This window comes from Kribbella sp. NBC_00662, assembly GCF_041430295.1.
Taxonomy (GTDB): domain Bacteria; phylum Actinomycetota; class Actinomycetes; order Propionibacteriales; family Kribbellaceae; genus Kribbella.
This window is the reverse complement of the sequence record NZ_CP109029.1, coordinates 1,619,588-1,640,774: the sequence shown is the minus strand read 5'-3', so window position 1 is coordinate 1,640,774 and position 21,187 is coordinate 1,619,588. Positions and strand designations below refer to the sequence as shown.

Below are 21,187 nucleotides of genomic sequence, written 5' to 3'. Positions count from 1 at the left end.
GGGGGTGCCGACGGCCCAGTAGATTACGGGACTAGGACGTCCAGCCGCCCAGGCCCAGGTCGGCGACGGTGACCGGTTGGCCGGTTGCGAGGGACTGGTTGGCGGCGATGCCGACGGCAACGGCTCGTACGCCGTCGTTGACGTCGGCGGCGCGGGCCAGCGGGTCGTTGGTCGGGCCTACGAAGAGGTCGGTGTACAGGAGGCGATCGCCGCCACCATGACCGCCCTCGCCGCGCGGGATCTCCACCTCGACCGCGGTCGCCCAGTGCTTCTGCAGCACCAGCCGCTCGCCGTTCGTCCGAACTTCGCCGGCGATCACACGGTCGGACGGGTAGCTCGGGTCGATCTGGTCGTCGACGACCGCGGCCCGCTCGACCACCTCGAGCTCGGCGCGCCCCTCGGTACCGTTGACCGAGACGCGGTACCCCTCCCACGGCGAGTGCGCGTTCAGCGAGTAGCTCAGTCGCGCGCCGTTCGCGTACTCCGCGATCACGGACATGTTGTCCTCGATCGTGATCCCCGGGCCGAACACGTCCTGGTCCCGCAGGTACCCGTCGTACTTCTCGCTCTCGTAGTACAACTGCCGGTTCGTGTCGTCGTTGCGCAGGTCGAGCAACCACGGATCATTGGCCGACCCATCGATCGTGCCACGTGCCGGTCGTTGCCCGAGGCCCCGAGCTGCCGCGTTCTCGTCGCCGTAGAAGAACAGTCCACCGGAGGCGAAGACTCGCGTCGGCGAGGAGGCGATCCACCAGTTGACCAGGTCGAAATGATGCGACGCCTTGTGGACCAGCAGACCACCGGAGTTCAGCTTCTCGCGGTGCCAGCGGCGGAAGTAGTCCGCGCCGTGCCGCGTGTCGAGCACCCACTGGAACTCGACGCTGGTCACCTTCCCGATCTCGCCGTCCGCGATCACCTGGCGGAGCGCGCTGTTCCGCGGCGAGTAGCGGTAGTTGAAGGTGACGACGACGGACTTGCCCGACTCGTTCATCGCGTCGACGATCTGCCGGGTCCCGTCCGCGTTGATCGTCAGCGGCTTCTCGACGATCACGTCCGCGCCGGCGCGCAGCAGCCGCGACACGACCGACGCGTGCGTGTAGTCCGGGCTGGTCACCACGACCCGGTCCACGGACTGCTCCTTGACCATCCGCTCCAGGTCGTCGGCGCCGTACTGCGGGAGCTCCGGGCCGCCGAGCTCTGTGACGAGCCGCTGGTGGAACGCGAGCCGGCCCGGGTTCGGGTCGAGCAGCGCGACGAGTTGGGCTTCCTCGGGATGTGCCTGGAACATCGCGCGGATGTACGACTGCGCCCGCGATCCGGTCCCGGCGACGGCATAGCGTCTGGCCACGACGATCTCCTCCTACTCGTGTAGATCCTCACGCTAGCAATCGCTTTCCGGAGCGGTCAACCGTCGTACCATCACTGCATGCGGAAGGAACCGGTCACGCGCAACGACGTGGCGGAGTACGCCGGGGTCAGCTCGGCCGTCGTCAGCTACGTGGTGAACGAGGGCCCGCGCAAGGTCGCGCCCGAGACGCGTGAGCGGGTGCTGGAGGCGATCCGCGTGCTTGGCTATCGGCCGAACGCGACGGCGCGGGCGTTGCGGATGGGTACGACGCGGACCTTCGGGCTGATCACGCCGGACGGTGGGAATCCGCTGTTCGCGGAGTTGGCGAAGGCGATCGATCGGGAGGCGGCGTCACGCGGGTACGTCGTACTGCAGACCAGCGCCGACGGCGATCCGGCGACCGAACGCGCCAAGATCGCGGAGCTGTTGGTGCGCCAGGTCAGCGGGCTGTTGCTGGTCGCACCCCACGAGGACCCGGATCTCACCGACGCCGAGGTCCCCGCGATCGCCATCAACCGCGTGCTGCCGGCGGTCAGCTCGGTCCGGCCCACCTACCGCGAGGGCGCCCGCCAAGGCGTCGAGCACTTGGTCGGCCACGGTCACCAAGTAGTCGGCCTTGTCATAGGCGGCATCGGCCACCCAGAACGCGAACTCGGCTGGCAAGACGCGCTCGAGTCAGCCGGCCTTCCCCACGGCCCGATCGCCCGCGCAACGTTCTCCCGAGAAGGCGGCTACACCGCGGCCAAAGATCTCCTGCAGGCCGTCCCGCGTCCCACAGCCATCTTCGCCAGCTCAGACCTACAAGCCATCGGCATCCTCCGAGCGCTCCACGAGTCAGGCCTCCGCGTCCCCGAAGACATGGCCGTCGTTGCCTTCGACGGCACCCCTGAAACCGAATACACCTGGCCCCCACTCACCGTCGTCCGCCAGCCCCTCGAACTCGTCGCCCAAGAGGCCGTCCGTCGCTTGATCGAAGGCGAGGAAGCGGTCGAGGCCGTGGCGCTCCCGACAGAGCTGATCCTGCGACGGTCCTGCGGTTGCTGAGCGTGCCGCTACAGCGTGCCGACGTCTTCGAAGATCAGGGCTGTGCGGGTGGCGAGGACCTCGGGGATGGCTTGGAGTTTTTCCAGGACCAGGCGGCGTAGGCCTTCGTTGTCGGCGGCCCGGACCAAGAGGATGGCGTCGAAGTCGCCGCCGACCAGAGCCATGTGTTTGATCTCCGGGATCTCCTGGAGTTGTTTCCGGAGGGTCCGCCACGAGCTTTGCCGGAGACTGAGGGTGACGTACGCCGACGTCGCCAGCCCCAGCCGTAGCGGGTCCACAGTCACCGTGAAACCGGTGATCACCCCGGTGTTCGTCAGCCGCTCGACCCGCGCATAAGCGTTCGCCCGGGAGATGTGCACCTCGTCCGCGAGAGCGCGGATGGACAGCCGTCCGTCCCGCCCGAGAGCCTCGATGATCTGCCGATCGATCTCGTCGAGCGCGGGAGCGACGACAATCTGTCCAGGACCGGCCCGGTGGACCATCACCTCGTCGGACATTGTGTGACCCCCAAGCGACAACGAGCGCCAATCGTCTCTCAATTCTTCCAGCTATAGATCCACTTGGCCAGGAGGGACGACGATGTGGCTACCGTCCGTCTCCTGCGCTGGAGGGTCAATGACCACCGTCACGGAGCGATTGCTCCCCTCCGCGGAACCCGTCTGTCTGATCGATCAGCACGGCGTGCCGCACGAACATCCGTCGTATGACCTCCCCACGAAGGAAGCCCTGCTCGACGGCTACACAGAGTTGATCCGGGGCCGCCGCTTCAACGACCAGGCCAGCGCGCTCGTCCGCCAGGGCCGGCTCGCGGTCTACCCGTCCTCGCACGGACAGGAGGCCTGTCAGGTCGCAGCGACGATGGTCCTCAAGGAGGGCGACTGGCTGTTCCCGACGTACCGCGACTCGGTCTCGATCGTGAGTCGCGGCGTCGACCCGATCGAGACGCTGACGCTCCTCCGCGGCGACTGGCACTCGGGCTACGACCCGTACGAGCACAAGGTCGCCCCGCAGTCGACCCCGCTCGCGACCCAACTGCCGCACGCGGTCGGCGTCGCGCACGCGGCCCGGCTCAAGGGCGCGGACACGGTGGTGATGGCGCTCGTCGGCGACGGTGGGACGAGCGAGGGCGACTTCCACGAGGCGCTGAACTTCGCGGCGGTGTTCCACGCGCCGGTCGTGTTCTTCGTCCAGAACAACGAGTACGCGATCTCGGTCCCGCTGGCCAAGCAGAGCGCCGCGCCATCCCTTGCCCACAAGGGCATCGGGTACGGCGTACCTGGTGAGCGTGCCGACGGCAACGATCTCGCCGGCCTCCTCGCCGTACTGGGAGAGGCTGTCGACAAGGCCCGCGCGGGCGAAGGACCGCAGCTGGTCGAGGCGCACACGTACCGCGTGCAGGCGCACACGAACGCCGACGACGCGACCCGCTACCGCCACGACGACGAGGTCGCCCCGTGGCTGGACCGCGACCCGATCCAGCGACTGACGACGTACCTCGAGCAGCAGGGCTGGCTGGACGACGACGTACGGCAGCAGGCGGAGGGTCGAGCCGCGCAGGTGGCGCAGCAGTTGCGCGACGGTCTGATGCCGGAGCCCGAGGTGGATCCGGCGGATCTGTTCAAGCACCTGTACGCCGAGGAGACCCAGCAGCTCCGCGAGCAGGCCGCGTTCCTGCGGGACGAGCTCGCGCGAGAGGAGGCCTGACGCCATGACGCACACGAAGATCTCGATGGCCCAGGCACTCAACCAGGCATTGCGGGACGCGATGCACGCGGACGACAGCGTGGTCATGTTCGGCGAGGATGTCGGCGCGCTCGGCGGCGTGTTCCGGATCACCGACGGGCTGACCGCGGAGTTCGGCGAGAATCGTTGCTTCGACACCCCATTGGCCGAGGCCGGCATCGTCGGTATGGCGGTCGGCATGGCGATGAACGGGATGCGCCCGGTCGTCGAGATGCAGTTCGACGCGTTCGGGTACCCGGCGTTCGAGCAGGTCGTCTCGCACGTCGCCAAGATGCGCAACCGGACCCGCGGGCGCGTCCAGCTCCCGATGGTCATCCGGATTCCGTACGGCGGCGGCATCGGCGGCGTCGAGCACCACAGCGACTCGTCCGAGAGCTACTTCGCGCACACGCCCGGTCTGACCGTGGTGACACCGGCAACGGTCGCCGACGCGTACGGGTTGTTGCGCAAGGCAATCGAGTTCCCCGACCCCGTCGTGTTCATGGAGCCGAAGAAGCTCTACTGGGCGAAGGAAGAGGTCGACCTCACCGAGGATCAGCCCGGTATCGGCACGGCAGTCGTACGGCGTGAAGGCGCCGACGCGACGTTGATTGCCTACGGTCCCGCCTTGCCGGTCGCACTCGAAGCGGCCGAGGTCGCCGCGGCTGAGGGGCGGCAGCTGACCGTGGTGGACCTGCGTTCGGTGGTGCCGTTCGACGACGAGACCGTGTGCGCGGCGGTACGGCGTACCGGCCGGGCGGTCGTGGTCGCAGAGGCCAGCGGGTTCGCGAGTGTGTCGTCGGAGATCGTTGCCCGGGTCACCGAGAAGTGCTTCCACTCGCTGGCGGCGCCGGTGCGGCGCGTGACCGCGTTCGACATCCCGTTCCCGCCACCGAAGCTGGAGAAGTACCAGCTGCCGAGCGTCGACCGGATCCTGGACGCGGTGGACGACCTGCAGTGGGAGGACTCGTGAACACGTTCATGCTCCCCGACCTCGGTGAAGGGCTGACCGAGGCGGAGATCGTCCGCTGGCTGGTGAAGGTCGGTGACGTGGTCGTCGTCGACACGCCGGTCGCGGAGGTCGAGACGGCGAAGTCGATCGTCGAGCTGCCGTCGCCCTACGCCGGTGTCATCGAGGAGCTTCACGGCGAGCCCGGTACGACGATCCCGGTCGGCAAGCCGCTCATCACGGTCGGCGATCCCGCGGGCGAGGCATACCGCGAGGAAGAACGCGCCGGGTCCGGGAACGTCCTCGTCGGCTATGGCACGACCGAGCTCTCCGGCACCGGCCGCCGCCGCAAGCCACGCTCCGCCGGCCGAGGCCTGCCGCCGGCCGCGAAAGGGGTCGGGGTGCCGGCCGCGGAGGAGGGGCGGGTGCCGGCCGCGAGCGAGAGGCGGGTGCCGTTGGTGGTCTCGCCGCTGGTTCGCCGGTTGGCGCGCGATGCCGAGGTGGACCTGCGCACGCTGGACGGATCCGGCCCGGACGGTCTGATCGTCCGCCGGGACGTCGAGTTGGCGATCGCCCGCCGCACCCAACTCGAGCCGGTCCAGGCCGCACGACAGACCGAGCTGACCGCAACGCAAGCGCAGCAGGGCGCACAGCAGACCCCACCGGCCGCCGCCCCGCGGACGGGTCTCCCCGAGCTGCGGCGTACGCCGATGAGCGGCTTCCGCAAGGCCGTCGTCGCGACGCTGACCCGCAGCCGCGCCGACATCCCCGAAGCCACCACCTGGGTCGACGTCGACGCGACCGCACTCCTGGACCTCCGTGCATCGTTGCGCACAGCAACAGACCCCGGCCCCGGCCTGCTCGCTCTGATGGCCCGCTTTACCGTCGCCGGCCTGCTCAAATACCCGGAGCTCAACGGCTACGTCGACACCGAGCGCGAAGAACTCGTCCAGTACGACGGCGTGAACCTCGGCCTGGCCGCTCAAACGGACCGCGGTCTCGTCGTACCGGCCGTCGCAAACGCCCACTCCATGACCACCAGAGGACTCGACGCCGAGATCCGCCGCCTGACCGAGTCTGCACGCGAAGGGAAGCTGACCCAGCAGGAGCTGACCTCCGGGACGTTCACGCTGAACAACTACGGCAGCTTCGGCGTCGACGGCAGCGCGGCGATCATCAACCATCCACAGGTCGCGATCCTCGGCGTCGGCCGGATCATCGACCGCCCGTGGGTGGTCGACGGCGAACTCGCCATCCGCAAGCTCACCCAACTCTCCCTCGTCTTCGACCATCGCGTCTGCGACGGCGGCACCGCAGCCGCCTTCCTCCGCTTCGTCGCCGACGCCTTCGAAAACCCGGCCTCGGCCTTCGCGGACCTCTAGGACAACTGACGCGGTCGCAGGCCGACCAGGATGACTCGGAGTCCGGAGGCGAAGCGGGCTTCGGGGCCGGAGCGGCTCTTGCGGTTGAGGTACGCGGCGAGGTGGGTGGCGTCGACGCCCATGCGGCCGGCCGACGCGGTGGCCCAGTGCGAGTCGTTCATGCCGCTGCGGCGTACGACGGAGAGCCACGCCGAGTCGGTGACCGCGGAACCGACCAGGTAGTGGAAGATCGCGGACACTGCCGAGTCCAGGTGCGTGCCCTTGAAGCCGGCCGCGTCCAGGACGGACTCGACCCGGTCGATGAGCGCGTTGTAGTTCGGCCCGAGTCCGCCGTGGGATGCGAGCAGCCGTGCTGCCCACGGGTGCTCCCACAGCGCGTCGTACGCCGCCTGGACGACGACCGTGACGTGGTCGCGCCAGTCACCGCGCTCGGGCGACGGCACGAGCGCGTCCGCGAAGATCTCGTCGACCACGAGCTCGAGCAGGTCGTCCTTCGTGGCGATCCGCCAGTACAACGCCGACGTCGCGGCCGCATCCAGCTCCGCCGCCATCCTGCGCATCGAGAACTTGTCGAGGCCCTCGCGGTCCAGCACGCGGATCGCGGTCTTGACGATGTCGTCCCGGCTCAGCCGCGCCCGCGTCGGCTCCGGCTCGTCGCGCAACCACACCGATCCCAGCACCGATCGTCGATCTGCTTCTCGCACTAAAACAGTGTGTCAGATCCGAAGACACTGTTTCACCATCCAAAGTCGAGCGGCCGGCGGGTCATCCCGCCGCAGTACGTCCGCAACGAGCAGGATCAGGCGGACCACCTGGCCGACATGCTGAGCGTGTTCAGCGGTGAGGGCTTCCTGGGCGCATCGCCGTACCACTGGCTGCCGAAGAGGTCTTTCCATGCGGTCAGTGCGTTCTACCGTCGTCAGAGGACGTGACAGTCTGCGGGCATGAGGTCCACACACTTGGGTGTCTACAGCGACTGGATCGAGCACGCGACCGCACCGGCTGTGAGGGAGTCAGCGCAGCCGGCCCCGGATCAGGTCCGCGAGATCGTACGGCGGATGGTGGCGACCGCCGGAGACGACGACGGCCCTTCGGACATCCGGGTCGAGCGGCGCTGGACGGCTGACGGGCTGGTCGGCGAGGAGATCTCGTACTCCGTCGGCTTCGGCCCGCGGACCCGTGCGCGCGTGCTGAAACCGGCCGATGCCGACGGCCCACTGCCCGGTGTACTCGCTTTGCACGGTCACGACGGCTTCAAGTACTACGGCCGCGAGAAGATCGCTGACACCGACGAGGAGCCCGCGGCCGAGGTACGGGCGTTGCGGGACCAGTACTACGAGGGCCGCGCGTACGCGAACGACCTGGCGGCGCAGGGGTTCGTCGTACTCGTGCCGGATGCCTTCTGCTGGGGAAGCCGTCGCTTCCCGCTGACCGAGATGCCGCCGCAGGTCCGGGAGGATGCTGTGGACGGAGACGCCGCCGCCTACAACGCTGCGGCCGGCCGTCACGAGCACCTGGTCGAGAAGTACTGCACACTGCTCGGTACGACGTTTGCCGCCGTCGTCGCCCGGGAGGACCGGATCGCGCTGGACTACCTACGCGGCCGCGACGACACCACCGACCGGACTGCCAGCATCGGACTGTCCGGTGGCGGTTGCCGCTCTGCGTTGCTGCGGGCAACGAGCAGTAACCTGACCGCTGCGGTCGTGATCGGGATGATGGGCACCTACAACTCGCTGCTCGACCAGAACGTCGTGTCCCACACCTGGATGCTGATGCCGCGGATGTTCCCTCCGCAGGTCGACTGGTCGGATGTCGCCGCCTGCCAGGCTCCGGCATCGCTCCTGGTGCAGTACAACCGCCATGACGAGCTGTTCCCGTTGGGCGGGGAGGAGGCGGCGCATCAGCGGATCTCGGCGCAGTACGCCGCCGCCGGGTCCTCAGCGTCGTACGTCGGTCAGTTCTTCGACGGGCCCCACAAATTCGACCGGGCGATGCAGGCCGCCGCCTTCACCTGGCTCCGCGACGTTCTTGCGGTCCAGTAGGCCGGAGACGAGAGCGACGAGCAGACCGGAGAGCGCGAGGGCAGCGCCGACCCAGTTGGGTGCGGTGTAGCCGAGGCCGTGCTCGATGGTGAGTCCGCCGAGGTATGCGCCGGCTGCGTTGCCCAGATTGAACGCAGCGATGTTGGCCGCGGACGCCAGCGCCGGAGCGCCCTTCGCCTTGTCCATCACGCGCTTCTGCAGCGGAGCGACCGTGGCGAAGCCCGCAGCGCCGAAGAGCGCGATCGTCACAGCGGACGGGAGCTTGGCGTGCGCAGTGAACACGAAGGCGACCAGCACGGCGGCCAGTAGCGCAAGGATCAGGTAGAGACTTGGCATGAGCGACCGGTCCGCAGCCTTGCCGCCGAGCAGATTGCCGACGACGAGCCCACCGCCGAACAGCACCAGCAGCCAGGTCACCGCTCCCGCAGAGAACCCGGCGACACCAGTCATCATCGGTGCGATGTAGGTGAACGACGCGAACACTCCAGCGAACCCCAGTGCGGTCATCGCCAGCGCCAGCCACACCTGCACGCTCTTGAACACAGCCAGCTCGGTCCGCAGCCCCGGCCCCTCAGCCGTGCCCTGTCGTGGCACCAGGAACACAATGCCGAGCAGACCGACCACGCCGAGCGCGGTAACGGCCCAGAACGTCGACCGCCAGCCGAAGTGCTGTCCGAGCGCAGTCCCACCCGGTACGCCGAGCACGTTGGCCACTGTGAGCCCTGTGAACATCAGCGCGATCGCACTGGCCTGCTTCGCCTTCGGTACGAGCGACGCCGCGACAACCGATCCGACTCCGAAGAACGCTCCGTGGGACAGCGCCGCAACGATCCGCCCGGCCATCAGAACGCCGTACGACGGAGCCAGCGCGGACACCAGGTTGCCGGCGATGAACACGCCCATCAGCGCGATCAGCACCGTCTTGCGGGAGACCTTCGAGCCGATCGCGGTGAGCAGTGGAGCGCCGACCACGACCCCCAGCGCGTAGCCGGAGATGAGCAGGCCGGCCGACGGGATGCTGACGCCGAAGTCGGTCGCGACCTCGGGCAGGAGTCCCATGATCACGAACTCCGTGGTGCCGATCCCGAACGCACCGATGGCCAGGGCCAGCAAGGCTGCGGGCATGACGCGGATTCTCCCTCGAATGTAGTCTGATGACTGTTACCGGCGTGCGCGATAGTTGCACACGCGGGCTATTGCACAAGCGCTATGATTGCGCATGCAAGCGTGAAGTTCAAGTGGAGGTGCCGTGGGACTACCGGATGACGCCGCGGAGGCGCGGGCGCAGGGGTGGCGCACCCTGGCCGCTCTGCATGCCCGGATCGAGGACGAGCTGGAGCGTGCGCTGCAGAAGCGGCACGGCCTGTCCGTGAGTGAGTACAGCGTGCTCGACGTGCTGGCGCGGCAGGACGACTACCACCTGCGGATGAACCAGCTGTCCAACGCTGTGGTGCTCAGCCAGTCCGCCACGACCCGCCTGGTGAACCGGTTGGAGGACCGCAAGCTGCTGCAGCGGTACCTGTGCCCGACCGACCGGCGTGGCATCTACACCGAGGTCACCGAGGCCGGCCGCGAGCTGCTCGACGAAGCACAGCCGACCCACGACGCCGTACTGACGTCCGCATTGAAGAACGCCTCCGAGCTGCCCGAGCTCTCGCCGCTGGTCGACGCCCTCGGGAAACTGTCGCTGGCGGTGTGACATGGCGCGCCGGTGGGACAACCGGAAGGCCTACTACTGGCTGATGGGCAGCTGCCTCGCCCTGATCGGGCTGGCGTGGTTCGTCGTCCGGCTGTTCTCGATCCCGGTCGCGATCGGGATGAGCGCGGTAGCCGCCGTACTGCCGCCGATCGCCGTCATCGTGGCGAACTGGGGTCACGATCAGCGCTGACGCGCCCCTCCGCGGGCGTCGGGTCCAGATACAGGTGCCGCACCATCGGGAACGCCTCGCGCACCCGTACGTCGACCTTCTCGGCGAGCTGCTCGACGGCAGCGCCGGTGGTGTCTGAGTTGTCCAGGTCGACGGTCGCAACGACCAGGACCTGGTCCGGCGCCAGCTGCAAGGTGAGCAGCTCGAGTACTTCGTCGATGCCTGGTGTGCTCGCGATCAGCTCGCGCAGTTCGCGCTGGGTGTCGGCCGGTAGCGCGCGTCCGATCAGCATGGTCTTGTTGTCGCGGCCGAGTGTGAACGCGACGACGATCAGCAGCAGGCCGATGGCGATCGACGCGGCACCGTCCCAGATGTGCTCGCCGGTGACGACAGACAACGTCACACCGGCCGCTGCGATGAGCAGTCCGATCAGTGCGGCCGAGTCCTCGAAGGCCACTGTCTTCACGGCGGGCTCGGCGCTGCGTAGATGCGTGAGAACCGGTACGCCGGCTTCGCGAGCCTCCCGGCGGAGCTGGAGCACCGCCCGGAGCCAGGAGCTCCCCTCGAACAGGAACGAGATCCCCAGCACCGGATAGATCACGGCCAGCGCGGCGATCGGCGACGGCGCGAAGAGCGAGCGCAGGCCCTCGGTGATCGAGAAGCCGGCGCCGAGGACCAGGATGCCGACCGCGGCGAGCAGCGACCAGAAGTACCGCTCCATCCCGTAGCCGAACGGATGCCGGGCATCGGCCGGCTTACGGCTGCGGTGCAGAGCGGCCAGCAGGAACACCTGGTTGAGCGTGTCCGCGACGGAGTGCGCTGCCTCGGCGAGCAGCGCGGTGGATCCGGACAGCAGACCGGCGACGATCTTGGCGATCGCGATCGCCAGGTTCGCCGTACCAGCCAGAAGGACTGTCGCGTCCGATTCTTCGTCAGCCATCACCTCCGCGTGCCCGCGGCGTCATCACCCCAAACGAGGACGTCGATGAACGCTGCGGCCAGCGGATCGGGCTCACCGCGCGTGTACGCCGTGAGCGTGCGACGGACCGGTGGATCCAGGTGAAGGACGTGACTGCCTCTCGGCAGGCCGATGTTGTCGGGCACCAGGGCAGGTCCGAGACCGGCCGCGGCAAGCGCCGGCGCGGCGGCCGTCTGCTCCGTGCGTACGGCGATCCGCGGCTCGAAGCCTGCCTGCGCGCAGGCGTGGTCGAGGACGTCCGCGAGTCCGTGGCCCGGCGCGTAGTGGACCCACGCGCGGTCGGCGAGATCTTGCAGCTTGACGGTGTCGCCGATTGCTGCGGGATCGTCGGAGGCGACCACGACGACGAGTTCCTCGGTGCCGATCGTGCGGGTGACACCGGACCAGCCGCCGGGCTCCGGGCCGACGGCGAGGTCGGCTTCGCCGGCGTTCATCGCCTCGATCAGCTCCTCGGTATGGCGGTGCTCGAAGAGCCGGATGCCGACGTCGGGATGCGTCTGCCGCCACCGCCGCAGTGCGGCGGGCAGCACGCCGAGGGTGATCGAGTAGAGCGTGGCGATCTGCAGTTCGCCGACCTCGAGCCCTGCTGCCTGCCGGGCGGCGCAGCGGGCGCGTTCGGCGTCGGCGAGGGCGGCGCGGGCGTGCGGGAGCATTGCACGGCCGGTCGGAGTGAGGCGGACCGTGCGGGGGAGGCGTTCGAGCAGTGGTCCGCCGGCTGAGCGTTCCAGTGTGCGGATCTGGTGCGAGAGGGCCGGCTGGGTGACGTGCAGGAGCTCGGCGGCCTTGGTGAAGGAGCTCTCATCGACGACGGTGACGAAGTACTCGAGCTGCCTGAGCGTTGCCATGAGTTGAGCTTATGGCTTCGGTGAAAACTATGCCTTGGTTTTATCTGCGCAGGTCAGCAAGGCTGTTCGCATGGAGAACGTCGCGTTGGTCGTGGGTGCCCGGGGTGTCATCGGGACGAATCTGGTCGAACATCTGGCGTCGCTGCCGGACTGGCGGGTGATCGGCCTGTCGCGCCGCGGCGGTGTCGACGTACCTGGTCGTGTCCGTCATGTCGCGGTCGACCTGCTCGATCCGGACGACACGCGGAACCAGCTCTCGGGACTGTCCGACGTGACCCACGTGTTCTATGTCGCCTACCAGGACCGGCCGACCTGGGCCGAGTTGGTGGCGCCGAATCTCGCGATGCTGGTGAACGTCGTGGACGCGATCGAACCGGTCGCGCACGGGCTGCGGCACGTGAGCCTGATGCAGGGCTACAAGGTGTACGGCGCGCATCTCGGGCCGTTCAAGACGCCGGCGCGCGAGGACGATCCGCCGCACCTGCCGCCGGAGTTCAACGTCGATCAGCAGCGGTTCCTGGAGGAGCGGCAGCAGGGCAAGGCGTGGACCTGGTCGGCGCTGCGGCCGTCCGTCGTCGGTGGGGCAGCGTTGGGGAATCCCATGAACCTCGCGGTCGCGATCGCTGTCTACGCGTCGATCTCCAAGGAACTCGGCGTACCGCTGCGGTTCCCGGGGAAGCCCGGTGCGTACGACGCGCTGCTCGAGCTGACCGATGCCGGTTTGTTGGCGAAGGCAACGGTCTGGGCGGCGACGGCGCCCGCGGCGGCGAACCAGGCGTTCAACATCACGAACGGCGACCTGTTCCGATGGAACGAGTTGTGGCCGCGGTTGGCTGCGTGGTTCGGCCTCGAGGCGGCGCCGCCGTTGCAGATGTCCTTGCAGGACGTCATGGCGGACAAAGAGCCGCTCTGGAAGGAGATGCAGGCCACCCACGGACTGGCCGCGACATCCTTCGCGGAGGTGTCGTCGTGGCCGTTCGCGGACTTCGTCTTCGGGTGGGACTACGACTTCTTCGCCGACTCGTCGAAGTCCAGACGCGCCGGATTCCACGAGTACGTCGAGACCGAGCAGATGTTCTACGACGTCTTCGCCGAGTTGCGCCGGCAGCGGATCATTCCCTGATATGGCATGCTCCGGGCTGTGACGGCGATGGGTGCGGGGAAGCTGCTCGGGACGAACCTGCGGGCGCGGCGGGACGAGCAGGGCATCTCGCTGTCCGAACTGGCCCGGCGGTCCGGGATCGCGAAGGGCACGCTGTCGCAGCTCGAGTCCGGCGCGGGCAACCCGACGATCGAGACAGTGTTCAGTTTGTCGAACGCTCTCGGCGTACCGGTGTCGGCTCTGCTGGCCGAGTCACCGGCGTCGGACCTGGTCCTCGTGCGGTCCGCGGACGTCGACGTACTGTCCGGTGAGGCGATCGATCTGCGGATGCTCCGGCGGCTCGAGCACCCGGGCGGGCTGTTCGAGATCTACAACCAGGAGATCCGGCCGGATGCGGTCCAGCACTCCGACGGACATCCGGGGACCGAGCACCACATCGTTCTGGCCGGTCGGCTGCGTGTTACTACACAAGGGCAGACCGAGGAGTTGGGCCCTGGCGACTATCTGGCTTTCCGGGCGGCCGGACCGCACGGCTACGAGGCTGTCGACGGTCCGGTGCGGTCGGTGCTGCTGCTCGAGTACCCGCCGGACGTCTACCCGACGGCCGCCGGCGGCCCGCACCTGCAGGGATAGTTCCGGGAGAAGTCCAGGAGAGGTCCGGTTGAGTACATTGACCGGTCGTCGGAACCGCGCGTACTCTCGATATCGTTCATTTTAGCGAACGTCTTCGAGGAGAGCCGTCATGCACCGGTCCGCGACACCCGATGTGGTGGTGGTCGGCGCGGGCATGGTCGGGGCGGCCTGCGCGGAGGCGCTGTCGGCGGCGGGCGTGCGGGTGCTGGTGATCGACCGCGACGGGCCGGCCGCGGGGACGACGGCATCCGGTGAGGGCAACGTGCTGGTCTCCGACAAGGAGCCGGGGCCGGAGCTCGACCTCGCGATTGCTTCACGCGCGGAGTGGAATGTGGTGCGCGGCCGCCTGCTCGAGCACGTCGCCGACATCGAGTGGGAAGCCAAGGGCGGTGTCGTCGTGGCGACCGGCGATCCGGAGCCGTTGACTGCCTTCGCCGCGAAGCAGCAGGAGGCCGGGGTCGCGGCGCGGGTGATCACGCCTGCTGAGGTGTTCGAGCTGGAGCCACTGATCACGCCTCGTGTGACGATCGGGGTGCATTACCCGGACGACGCGCAGGTGCAGCCGGTGCTGGCGGCGACGGCTCTGCTGGCGACTGTTCGCGGGCGCGGTGGTGAGGTGCGATCGGGGGTGACCGCGCTCGGGGTTCGGCAGTCGCGTGGGCGCGTGGTCGGCGTGGATACGTCGGACGGCGACATCGCTTGTGGCGCAGTGCTCAATGCATGCGGACCGTGGGCCGGTGCCTTCGGTGCTGCGGCGGGTGCGCCGATCGAGGTGCTGCCACGACGCGGGATGATCCTGGTCACCGCACCGCTCCCGGAGTCCGTGCGCCACAAGGTGTACGACGCGGACTACGTCGGCGCGGTCGGGAGTGGCGACGCCGAGTTGCAGACATCCACGGTGGTCGAGTCGACGCGTGCCGGGACGGTGCTGATCGGGTCGAGCCGGGAGCGGATCGGGTTCGACGAGGCGATCCGGGTGCGGGTGCTGCGGGAGCTCGCGCGGAAGGCGGTCGGGCTGTTCCCGTTCCTCGGCGATGTGCCGGTGATGCGAGCGTACGGCGGCTTCCGTCCTTACGCTCCGGATCATCTACCGGTCATCGGTGCGGATCCACGGGTCCTCGGGTTGTGGCATGCGACCGGTCACGAAGGCGCCGGTATCGGGCTCGCGCCTTCGACCGGCCGGCTGATCACCGAGCTGTTCCTCGGCCTCGCGCCACACCTTGATCCATCACCGTTCCGCGTCGACCGCCCGGCGGTGATCGCATCATGAGCGCCTATCTGCGCCCACGCTCCGGCGATCCGGCCGCGGTCGGTGCGTCGCCTGCGGTGGACGTCACGGTCGACGGGCATCCGGTCACGGCTCATGCCGGTCAGACGGTGGCCGCCGTACTGCTGGCGAACGGTCGCGACACGTGGCGGACGACTCGCGTCCACGATCGTCCTCGCGGGACCTTCTGCGGCATCGGGGCGTGTCAGGACTGTTTGGTGACGGTCAACGGTCTTGCCGATGTGCGCGCGTGCCAGCGGACGATCGCGACCGGCGATGCGATCACGACCCAGGACGGAGCGGTTCTGCCTGCTGCCTTGGCGACTGAGACTGTGCCGCATTCACCGATGTCCGCCGAGGTCGTCGTTGTGGGTGCTGGTCCGGCGGGTGTCGCGGCGGCGCTTGCGGCGGCGGACGCCGGCGCCGAGGTGCTGCTGGTCGACAACGGCCGGGCGATCGGCGGGCAGTACAACCGGCAGCTGCCTGCGGAGTTCGCCGCGCGGCGGCCGGATCGCATTCAGCATGAGTGGAAGGCTTTTGCGGCTCAGCGGGAGGTGCTCGGCGGTCACCCGCGGATCACCCACCTGCCCGAGACCTCGATCTGGGCGATCGAGGACCGCGCCGATGAGCGCCAGGAGCTGCCGGCGGCTCGGCTCTGGGCACAACAAGGTCCGGCGGATGCTGCGGGGCGGCAGCCGTTCCCGATCGACGCGAAGGCTCTGGTGCTGGCGACGGGCGCTTATGACCGCGTGCTTCCTTTCCCCGGTTGGGACCTGCCCGGCGTGTACACCGCCGGTGCGGCCCAGGCGCTGGCCAAGGGCCAACGCATCGCGGTCGGCCAACGCGTGCTCGTCGCGGGCACCGGGCCGTTCCTGCTGCCGGTGGCCGAATCCCTCCTGGGCGTAGGTGCTGACGTGGTCGCGCTCCTGGAGGCCAACTCGCTCGCCACGGTCCGCAAGGGTTGGTCCACCGACCCATTGGTTGCCCCAAGCAAGCTTCGGGAGGCCGTCGGGTACGGTGCGCTGCTCGCCCGCCACCGCATCCCACTCCGCCACGGCTGGACCGTGATCGCCGCCCACGGCACCTGCCACGTCGAATCCGCCACCATCGCCCGCCTCGACCCCACTTGGCGACCGATCCGCGGCACCGAACGCCGCGTCGATGTCGACGCGATCTGCGTAGGCTTCGGCTTCACCGCCAACCTCGAGCTAGCAGTCGCCGCCCGCTGCAACCTCACCACAGGCCCCGACGGCGGCCCCGCGGTAGCCGTCGACGCCAACCAGCAAGCGAGCACCCCAGGCATCTACGCCGCCGGCGAGCTCACCGGCATCGGCGGCGCCGCATTGTCGAGTGCAGAAGGTGCTCTGGCAGGCGCTGCAGCAGCTCATCACGCGACCGGTGGCACCCCTCGGCCTTCGGACTCAGCAGCCGTCACGCGCGGCCGGCGGTTTGCCGTTGCTCTGGCTCGGGCCTATCCGGTGCGGGATGGGTGGAAGAGCTGGAGTGATGTGGACACGATCGTCTGCCGGTGTGAGGAGGTCACGCGGGGAGAGCTCGAGACCGTCGCCGGTGAGCGGGGTCTTGATGACGGCCGGGCAATGAAGCTCAGCAGTCGCGCGGGGCTGGGGATGTGTCAGGGGCGGGTGTGTTCGCGCAACGTCGCCGAGCTGCTGGCCGCGCCGGGCGACGTACCGAAACCAAGCATGAAGCGACCGATCGCCGTACCAGTGAGGCTGCGCGATCTGGCTCAAGCCGAGGAGACAACATGAGCGAGAAACTGGACGGCGTGATCGTTGCGACCGCGTTGCCGTACGCCGAGGATGCGTCGGCGCCGGCGGGGTTGCGGCCGGACCTGGACAAGTACGCCGAGCACTGCCGCTGGCTGGTCGACAACGGCTGCCGAGGGGTCGGGCCTAACGGCTCACTGGGTGAGTACTCGTCGCTGACCGACGACGAGCGCCGCGCTGTGGCGAGGACTGCGATCGAGGCGGTCGGTGACGACGGCGTCGTGGTCGTCGGGGTGCACGGCGTCGGTTCCCACCAGGCGCGCGCGTGGGCGGAGAAGGCAGCCGAGGACGGAGCGGACGGCGTACTGTGCCTGCCGCCGACCATGTACCGGGCGAACCGTGGCGAGGTGATCAACCACTTCGCCGAGGTGGCGAAGGCCGGTCTGCCTGTGATGGTCTACAACAATCCGCTCGACACCAAGGTCGACCTGACCCCGGACCTGCTCGCCGAGATCGCCGGGATCGAGAACATCGTCGCGGTGAAGGAGTTCTCCGGTGACGTCCGCCGGATCCTGGAGATCCGTGAGCTCGCGCCGGACCTCGCCGTGGTCGCGGGCGCCGACGACCTGACACTCGAGGCACTGCTGATGGGAGCCACCGGCTGGTTCGCCGGCTTCCCGAACGTGTTCCCGAAGGAATCGGTCCGTTTGTACGACCTCGCCCTGGCAGGCAAGCTGGAAGAGGCCCGCGCGCTGTACGAGCCGCTGGTCGCCGCGTTCCGCTGGGACTCGCGGACCGAGTTCGTCCAGGCGATCAAGTACGGCATGGACTACGTCGGCCGGTACGGCGGACCGTGCCGGCCGCCGCGCGGACCGCTCGTCCCCGAGCACGTCGCGCAACTGGAGCAGGACATGAAGAAAGCCGTGGAATCCCTCCGATGAGGTCAGTTCGGACGATCACTGCGATCGACTCGCACACCGAGGGCATGCCGACCCGCGTCGTCACCGGCGGGGTCGGCGTCGTCCCGGGCACGACGATGGCCGAGAAGCGCGAGTACTTCATCAAGCACCTGGACGACCTGCGGTTGTTCCTGATGAACGAGCCGCGCGGTCACGCCGCGATGAGCGGAGCGATCCTGCAGCCGCCGACGCGCTCCGACGCGGACTGGGGCGTGCTCTACATCGAGGTCTCCGGTCTGCTGCCGATGTGCGGTCACGGCACGATCGGTGCCGCGACCGTGCTGGTCGAGTCCGGCATGGTCGAGGTGACCGAGCCGGTCACGCAGGTCCGCCTGGACACACCGGCGGGCCTCGTCGTGGTGGACGTTGCCGTGAGCAACGGTCGCGCGGAGCACGTGACGCTGCGGAACGTCCCGTCGTACTCGCACGCGCTGGACGCGTCGGTTGACGTGCCCGGGCTCGGCAAGGTCACCTACGACCTGGCGTACGGCGGGAACTTCTACGCGATCCTGCCGCTCGAACAGCTCGGGATCCCGTTCGACCGCGCGGAGAAGGACCGCATCCTGAAGGCCGGGCTCGACATCATGGACGCGATCAACGCCGCGGACCGCCCGGTCCATCCGCTCGACCCGGGCATCAACGGCTGCAAGCACGTACAGTTCACCGCACCGGGCGAAGACGGCGCGGACTCCCGGAACGCGATGGCGATCCACCCGGGCTGGTTCGACCGCTCACCGTGTGGCACCGGTACGTCGGCGCGCATGGCCCAACTGCACGCCCGCGGCGAGCTCCCGCTCAACACCGACTTCGTCAACGAGTCCTTCATCGGCACCCGCTTCACCGGCCGCCTGATCGAGGAAACCACCGTAGGTCCACACCCTGCCGTCGTCCCCACCGTCACCGGCCGAGCCTGGATCACCGGCACCGCCAACTACCTGCTGGACCCCGACGACCCCTTCCCAACCGGCTTCGTGCTCTAGGCACGTCTCCCACTCCCGCCCCTACTGCGCGACGCTCGGCGCGTCCCCTCACCGCACCGAGCACCTCGCGGCGGGGGATGCCCTAGACCGGCGGCCAGATCGAGGCGAGCTCGACTACTTCGAGCTCGCGCAGGGTGCAGTCGGCTCCGGATGCGGTGAGCGTCAGTTCGTAGTGACCCGGTTGCACGCAGGCCGTTAGCGAGGCCTCGCCGTCGTTGGCGAACACCTCGATCGAGGTCGTGTCCACGAGGATGTCGAGCTTGCGGACCGCGGTGATGGTCGGCTGTTCGCCACCGAGTACGGCGATGCCGGCCGAGGTCGCCGTCACGCGCGTGCCGCAGATGTCCAGCGCCAGCTCAGCCGCCGGCGCGAGCGCGACCTCACACGTGATGCGGAGCAACGGCCACGCGGTCCCGATCCGCCACGGGCCGACCCAGGTCGCCCGGCTGTCCGCCTGCGAGTCGACCAAGTCCGACGACGAGACCGGGGTGGTGCTGGGCAGGGTCGTGCTGTCCGGGGTGGTGCTGTCTGGGGTGGTGCTCACCGAAGCGGTGCTGGGTGGGGCGGTGGCGTCCGGGGCGGTGGGGACCGAGGTGTGGCTCGGTGAGTCGGCGTCCAGGACCGCCGGTGAGAGGGTTCGGGTGGGCCAGGTGTGGCGGGTCTGTGCCAGGGTCTCGAGTTCGGGGACCGGGGTGCGGTACATGCGCAGGCCGTCGGCGGTGTGGTGCAGGGAGAGGTCGCAGGGGATGCTGACCTGTTGGTTGAACGGCATGTTCGGGTAGTGGCCGCCGCGCATCCACGCGACCTGGATCCGGCGTGGAGCCGTGGTGCTGCCGGCCGCCCAGCTCTGGGTTGCGTAGAAGTTCGGCCCGCCGTCGACCTGCAACTGTGAGGTCTCCTCGACGAAACTCCGCCCGTCGAAACTGCCGATCGAATACCGGCCGTCGCCACGAACCAGGACCCACCGCGACTCGTCCGACCCGGCCACCCCGAGCTCGAAGAAGTCCGGGCACTCGAAGCTGTCCGAGATCGAGCTGTCCAGCGACTCCCAGTGCAGCAGGTCGTCGGACCGCAGCAACTGATAGCGATCGTCGCCGTACAGAACCATCACCCACTGCGCACGCCGGTGATCGCGGAAGACCATCGGATCGCGCTCCGGCAGGTCCATGATCGGGTTGCCGGCATAGTGCGTCCACGTCCGTCCGCGATCCAGGCTGTACGAGACGCACTGGGACCGGTTGTCGTTCCGCGACCAGAACGCGACCATCGCCGGCCCTGAACCCGGCCCTGAATCCGGCCCCGAACCCGGCCCTGAACCCGGCCCTGAACCCGGCACAGCGAGACCCGAGGTGTTGTCGACGTCGATCACGCAGCTGCCCGACTGCACGCCGGTGTCGAGGGACTCCTCGAAGAAGGCCGGGTCGAGCTCGGTCCAGTGCACCAGATCGTTGCTGACGGCATGGATCCAGCACTTGTTCCAGCGCTGCGCGAACAGGTGGTACTCGCCGTCGTAGAAGACCAGCCCGTTGATGTCGTTGAGCCAGCCTTCCTCCCGCTCGACCGGGTTGAGCCGGTGCATCGCCCATTGCCGGGCCGTGAAGTGGAGCTGCGGGCGGAGCGCTTCGGCGTACAGCGGTTGCGTCACCGTCGCAACGGAAGGCGTCGAGCTCAGGACGATGTCGCTCACGCGCAGGCAGCCGTCGGGTTCGTCGACGATCTCCAGCCGCGCTTCCGACCCGAGCCAGTCGGAGAGGTCGAACGACGCCGGATGCAACAGCTCGGTGGCTCGGCCGGTCTCGCTGCGGACGATCCGGCCGTTCACGACGACGTTCAAGCAGGTCTTGTACTCGAAGTCACCGCCACAGATCCGGAAGTTCAGGTACGGGCGGGAGACGACGAACGGCACGGTGAAGTCGCCGATGACGACATCGGCGGAGAGATCGGTCACGGCGTCCTCAGCGGTGGAGCTTGCCCTGCCAACCGGTGGGGACGTTGCCGCCGGGGACCGGTTGGTTCTCGGGGTGGGCGGCGGGCGGGGCCAGCTCGGGGCCGTTGTAGTACTCGGACTCGCCGTAGTGCCAGAACCAGTCCTCACCCGGCTCGAAGCTGCGGACGATCTGGTGACCGCTCTCGGCCGCGTGGCGGGACGCGTGCTGCTCGGGGGAGGAGTCGCAGCAACCGATGTGGCCGCACTGCGCGCAGCGCCGGAGGTGGAACCACCAGCCGTCGGCGGCCAGGCACTCGACACAGCCGGTGCCGCTCGGAGGGACAGAACTGTCGATGCCTGGGACTCCAGAACTCTCCGTCATACCGCACATCCTCGCCGCTCCTCGCTCC

Annotated in this window: 22 protein-coding genes; 14 read left to right on the top strand and 8 right to left on the bottom strand. The window is 68.7% G+C overall.

Annotation, left to right across the window (positions count from 1 at the left end):
- Positions 1-31 precede the first annotated feature (31 nt).
- Complete coding sequence (locus tag OHA10_RS08290; protein WP_371405581.1) at positions 32-1,348, bottom strand: Gfo/Idh/MocA family protein; 1,317 nt, start codon at positions 1,346-1,348, stop codon at positions 32-34.
- A gap of 78 nt (positions 1,349-1,426) precedes the next feature.
- Between OHA10_RS08290 and OHA10_RS08285 the strand changes: the two genes are divergently transcribed.
- The gene (locus OHA10_RS08285; RefSeq protein ID WP_371405580.1) at positions 1,427-2,392 is read left to right on the top strand and encodes a LacI family DNA-binding transcriptional regulator; all 966 of its coding nucleotides are present in this window, start codon (positions 1,427-1,429) and stop codon (positions 2,390-2,392) included.
- Between the two features lie 8 nt (positions 2,393-2,400).
- On the opposite strand, the gene OHA10_RS08280 is transcribed toward OHA10_RS08285, so the two are convergent.
- Positions 2,401-2,889, bottom strand: a complete 489-nt coding sequence (locus OHA10_RS08280; protein ID WP_371405579.1) for an Lrp/AsnC family transcriptional regulator — start codon at positions 2,887-2,889, stop codon at positions 2,401-2,403.
- 118 nt (positions 2,890-3,007) lie between these two features.
- Between OHA10_RS08280 and OHA10_RS08275 the strand changes: the two genes are divergently transcribed.
- The 3 genes from OHA10_RS08275 to OHA10_RS08265 are packed head-to-tail and all read left to right on the top strand — an operon-like array spanning position 3,008 to position 6,445.
- Complete coding sequence (locus OHA10_RS08275) at positions 3,008-4,096, top strand: thiamine pyrophosphate-dependent dehydrogenase E1 component subunit alpha (RefSeq protein ID WP_371405578.1); 1,089 nt, start codon at positions 3,008-3,010, stop codon at positions 4,094-4,096.
- A gap of 4 nt (positions 4,097-4,100) precedes the next feature.
- Positions 4,101-5,087, top strand: coding sequence for an alpha-ketoacid dehydrogenase subunit beta (locus OHA10_RS08270; RefSeq protein ID WP_137256375.1), 987 nt, complete (start codon positions 4,101-4,103; stop codon positions 5,085-5,087).
- Complete coding sequence (locus OHA10_RS08265) at positions 5,084-6,445, top strand: dihydrolipoamide acetyltransferase family protein (protein ID WP_371405577.1); 1,362 nt, start codon at positions 5,084-5,086, stop codon at positions 6,443-6,445. The genes OHA10_RS08270 and OHA10_RS08265 overlap by 4 nt, the downstream gene beginning before the upstream one ends.
- Here OHA10_RS08265 and OHA10_RS08260 read toward each other — a convergent pair.
- Positions 6,442-7,149: a TetR/AcrR family transcriptional regulator gene (locus OHA10_RS08260; RefSeq protein ID WP_371405576.1), complete on the bottom strand. Its 708-nt coding sequence runs from the start codon at positions 7,147-7,149 to the stop codon at positions 6,442-6,444. The two genes, OHA10_RS08265 and OHA10_RS08260, sit on opposite strands and share 4 nt — an antisense overlap.
- A gap of 9 nt (positions 7,150-7,158) precedes the next feature.
- On the opposite strand from OHA10_RS08260, the gene OHA10_RS08255 reads away from it, so the two are divergent.
- Positions 7,159-7,377, top strand: coding sequence for a hypothetical protein (locus OHA10_RS08255; protein ID WP_371405575.1), 219 nt, complete (start codon positions 7,159-7,161; stop codon positions 7,375-7,377).
- Positions 7,378-7,389: 12 nt separating this feature from the next.
- Positions 7,390-8,490 (top strand): dienelactone hydrolase family protein, encoded by a 1,101-nt coding sequence (locus tag OHA10_RS08250; RefSeq protein WP_371405574.1) that lies wholly within the window; start codon positions 7,390-7,392, stop codon positions 8,488-8,490.
- On the opposite strand, the gene OHA10_RS08245 is transcribed toward OHA10_RS08250, so the two are convergent.
- Positions 8,386-9,615, bottom strand: a complete 1,230-nt coding sequence (locus OHA10_RS08245; RefSeq protein ID WP_371405573.1) for an MFS transporter — start codon at positions 9,613-9,615, stop codon at positions 8,386-8,388. The genes OHA10_RS08250 and OHA10_RS08245 overlap by 105 nt on opposite strands.
- A gap of 124 nt (positions 9,616-9,739) precedes the next feature.
- Between OHA10_RS08245 and OHA10_RS08240 the strand changes: the two genes are divergently transcribed.
- On the top strand, positions 9,740-10,189 hold the full coding sequence (locus OHA10_RS08240) for a MarR family winged helix-turn-helix transcriptional regulator (protein WP_371405572.1): 450 nt from the start codon (positions 9,740-9,742) through the stop codon (positions 10,187-10,189).
- A gap of 1 nt (position 10,190) precedes the next feature.
- Complete coding sequence (locus OHA10_RS08235) at positions 10,191-10,379, top strand: DUF3099 domain-containing protein (protein ID WP_137256383.1); 189 nt, start codon at positions 10,191-10,193, stop codon at positions 10,377-10,379.
- Here the strand turns inward: OHA10_RS08235 and OHA10_RS08230 are convergent.
- Both OHA10_RS08230 and OHA10_RS08225 read right to left on the bottom strand, forming a co-directional pair.
- On the bottom strand, positions 10,345-11,298 hold the full coding sequence (locus OHA10_RS08230) for a cation diffusion facilitator family transporter (protein WP_371405571.1): 954 nt from the start codon (positions 11,296-11,298) through the stop codon (positions 10,345-10,347). The genes OHA10_RS08235 and OHA10_RS08230 overlap by 35 nt on opposite strands.
- Entirely contained in the window at positions 11,298-12,182 is an 885-nt protein-coding gene (locus OHA10_RS08225; protein WP_371405570.1) for a LysR substrate-binding domain-containing protein, read from the bottom strand. The genes OHA10_RS08230 and OHA10_RS08225 overlap by 1 nt, the downstream gene beginning before the upstream one ends.
- 70 nt (positions 12,183-12,252) lie before the next feature.
- On the opposite strand from OHA10_RS08225, the gene OHA10_RS08220 reads away from it, so the two are divergent.
- The 6 genes from OHA10_RS08220 (at position 12,253) to OHA10_RS08195 (ending at position 18,850) form a co-directional block, all read left to right on the top strand.
- Positions 12,253-13,305 (top strand): SDR family oxidoreductase, encoded by a 1,053-nt coding sequence (locus OHA10_RS08220; RefSeq protein WP_371405569.1) that lies wholly within the window; start codon positions 12,253-12,255, stop codon positions 13,303-13,305.
- Between the two features lie 6 nt (positions 13,306-13,311).
- A complete protein-coding gene (locus OHA10_RS08215) occupies positions 13,312-13,917 on the top strand; it encodes a helix-turn-helix domain-containing protein (RefSeq protein WP_371405568.1) in 606 nt (201 codons plus the stop codon).
- 109 nt (positions 13,918-14,026) lie between these two features.
- A complete protein-coding gene (locus OHA10_RS08210; protein WP_371405567.1) occupies positions 14,027-15,187 on the top strand; it encodes an NAD(P)/FAD-dependent oxidoreductase in 1,161 nt (386 codons plus the stop codon).
- Positions 15,184-16,953, top strand: a complete 1,770-nt coding sequence (locus OHA10_RS08205; RefSeq protein WP_371405566.1) for a 2Fe-2S iron-sulfur cluster-binding protein — start codon at positions 15,184-15,186, stop codon at positions 16,951-16,953. Before OHA10_RS08210 ends, OHA10_RS08205 begins: the two co-directional genes overlap by 4 nt.
- Positions 16,950-17,852: a dihydrodipicolinate synthase family protein gene (locus OHA10_RS08200; RefSeq protein ID WP_371405565.1), complete on the top strand. Its 903-nt coding sequence runs from the start codon at positions 16,950-16,952 to the stop codon at positions 17,850-17,852. Before OHA10_RS08205 ends, OHA10_RS08200 begins: the two co-directional genes overlap by 4 nt.
- Positions 17,849-18,850 carry a proline racemase family protein gene (locus tag OHA10_RS08195; protein ID WP_371405564.1) on the top strand — a complete coding sequence of 334 codons (1,002 nt, stop codon included), beginning with the start codon at positions 17,849-17,851 and terminating at the stop codon, positions 18,848-18,850. Before OHA10_RS08200 ends, OHA10_RS08195 begins: the two co-directional genes overlap by 4 nt.
- An 82-nt stretch (positions 18,851-18,932) precedes the next feature.
- Here the strand turns inward: OHA10_RS08195 and OHA10_RS08190 are convergent, their stop codons facing one another.
- Entirely contained in the window at positions 18,933-20,798 is a 1,866-nt protein-coding gene (locus OHA10_RS08190) for a GH32 C-terminal domain-containing protein (protein WP_371405563.1), read from the bottom strand.
- Positions 20,799-20,805: 7 nt separating this feature from the next.
- Positions 20,806-21,159 carry a UBP-type zinc finger domain-containing protein gene (locus OHA10_RS08185; protein WP_371405562.1) on the bottom strand — a complete coding sequence of 118 codons (354 nt, stop codon included), beginning with the start codon at positions 21,157-21,159 and terminating at the stop codon, positions 20,806-20,808.
- Positions 21,160-21,187 lie beyond the last annotated feature (28 nt).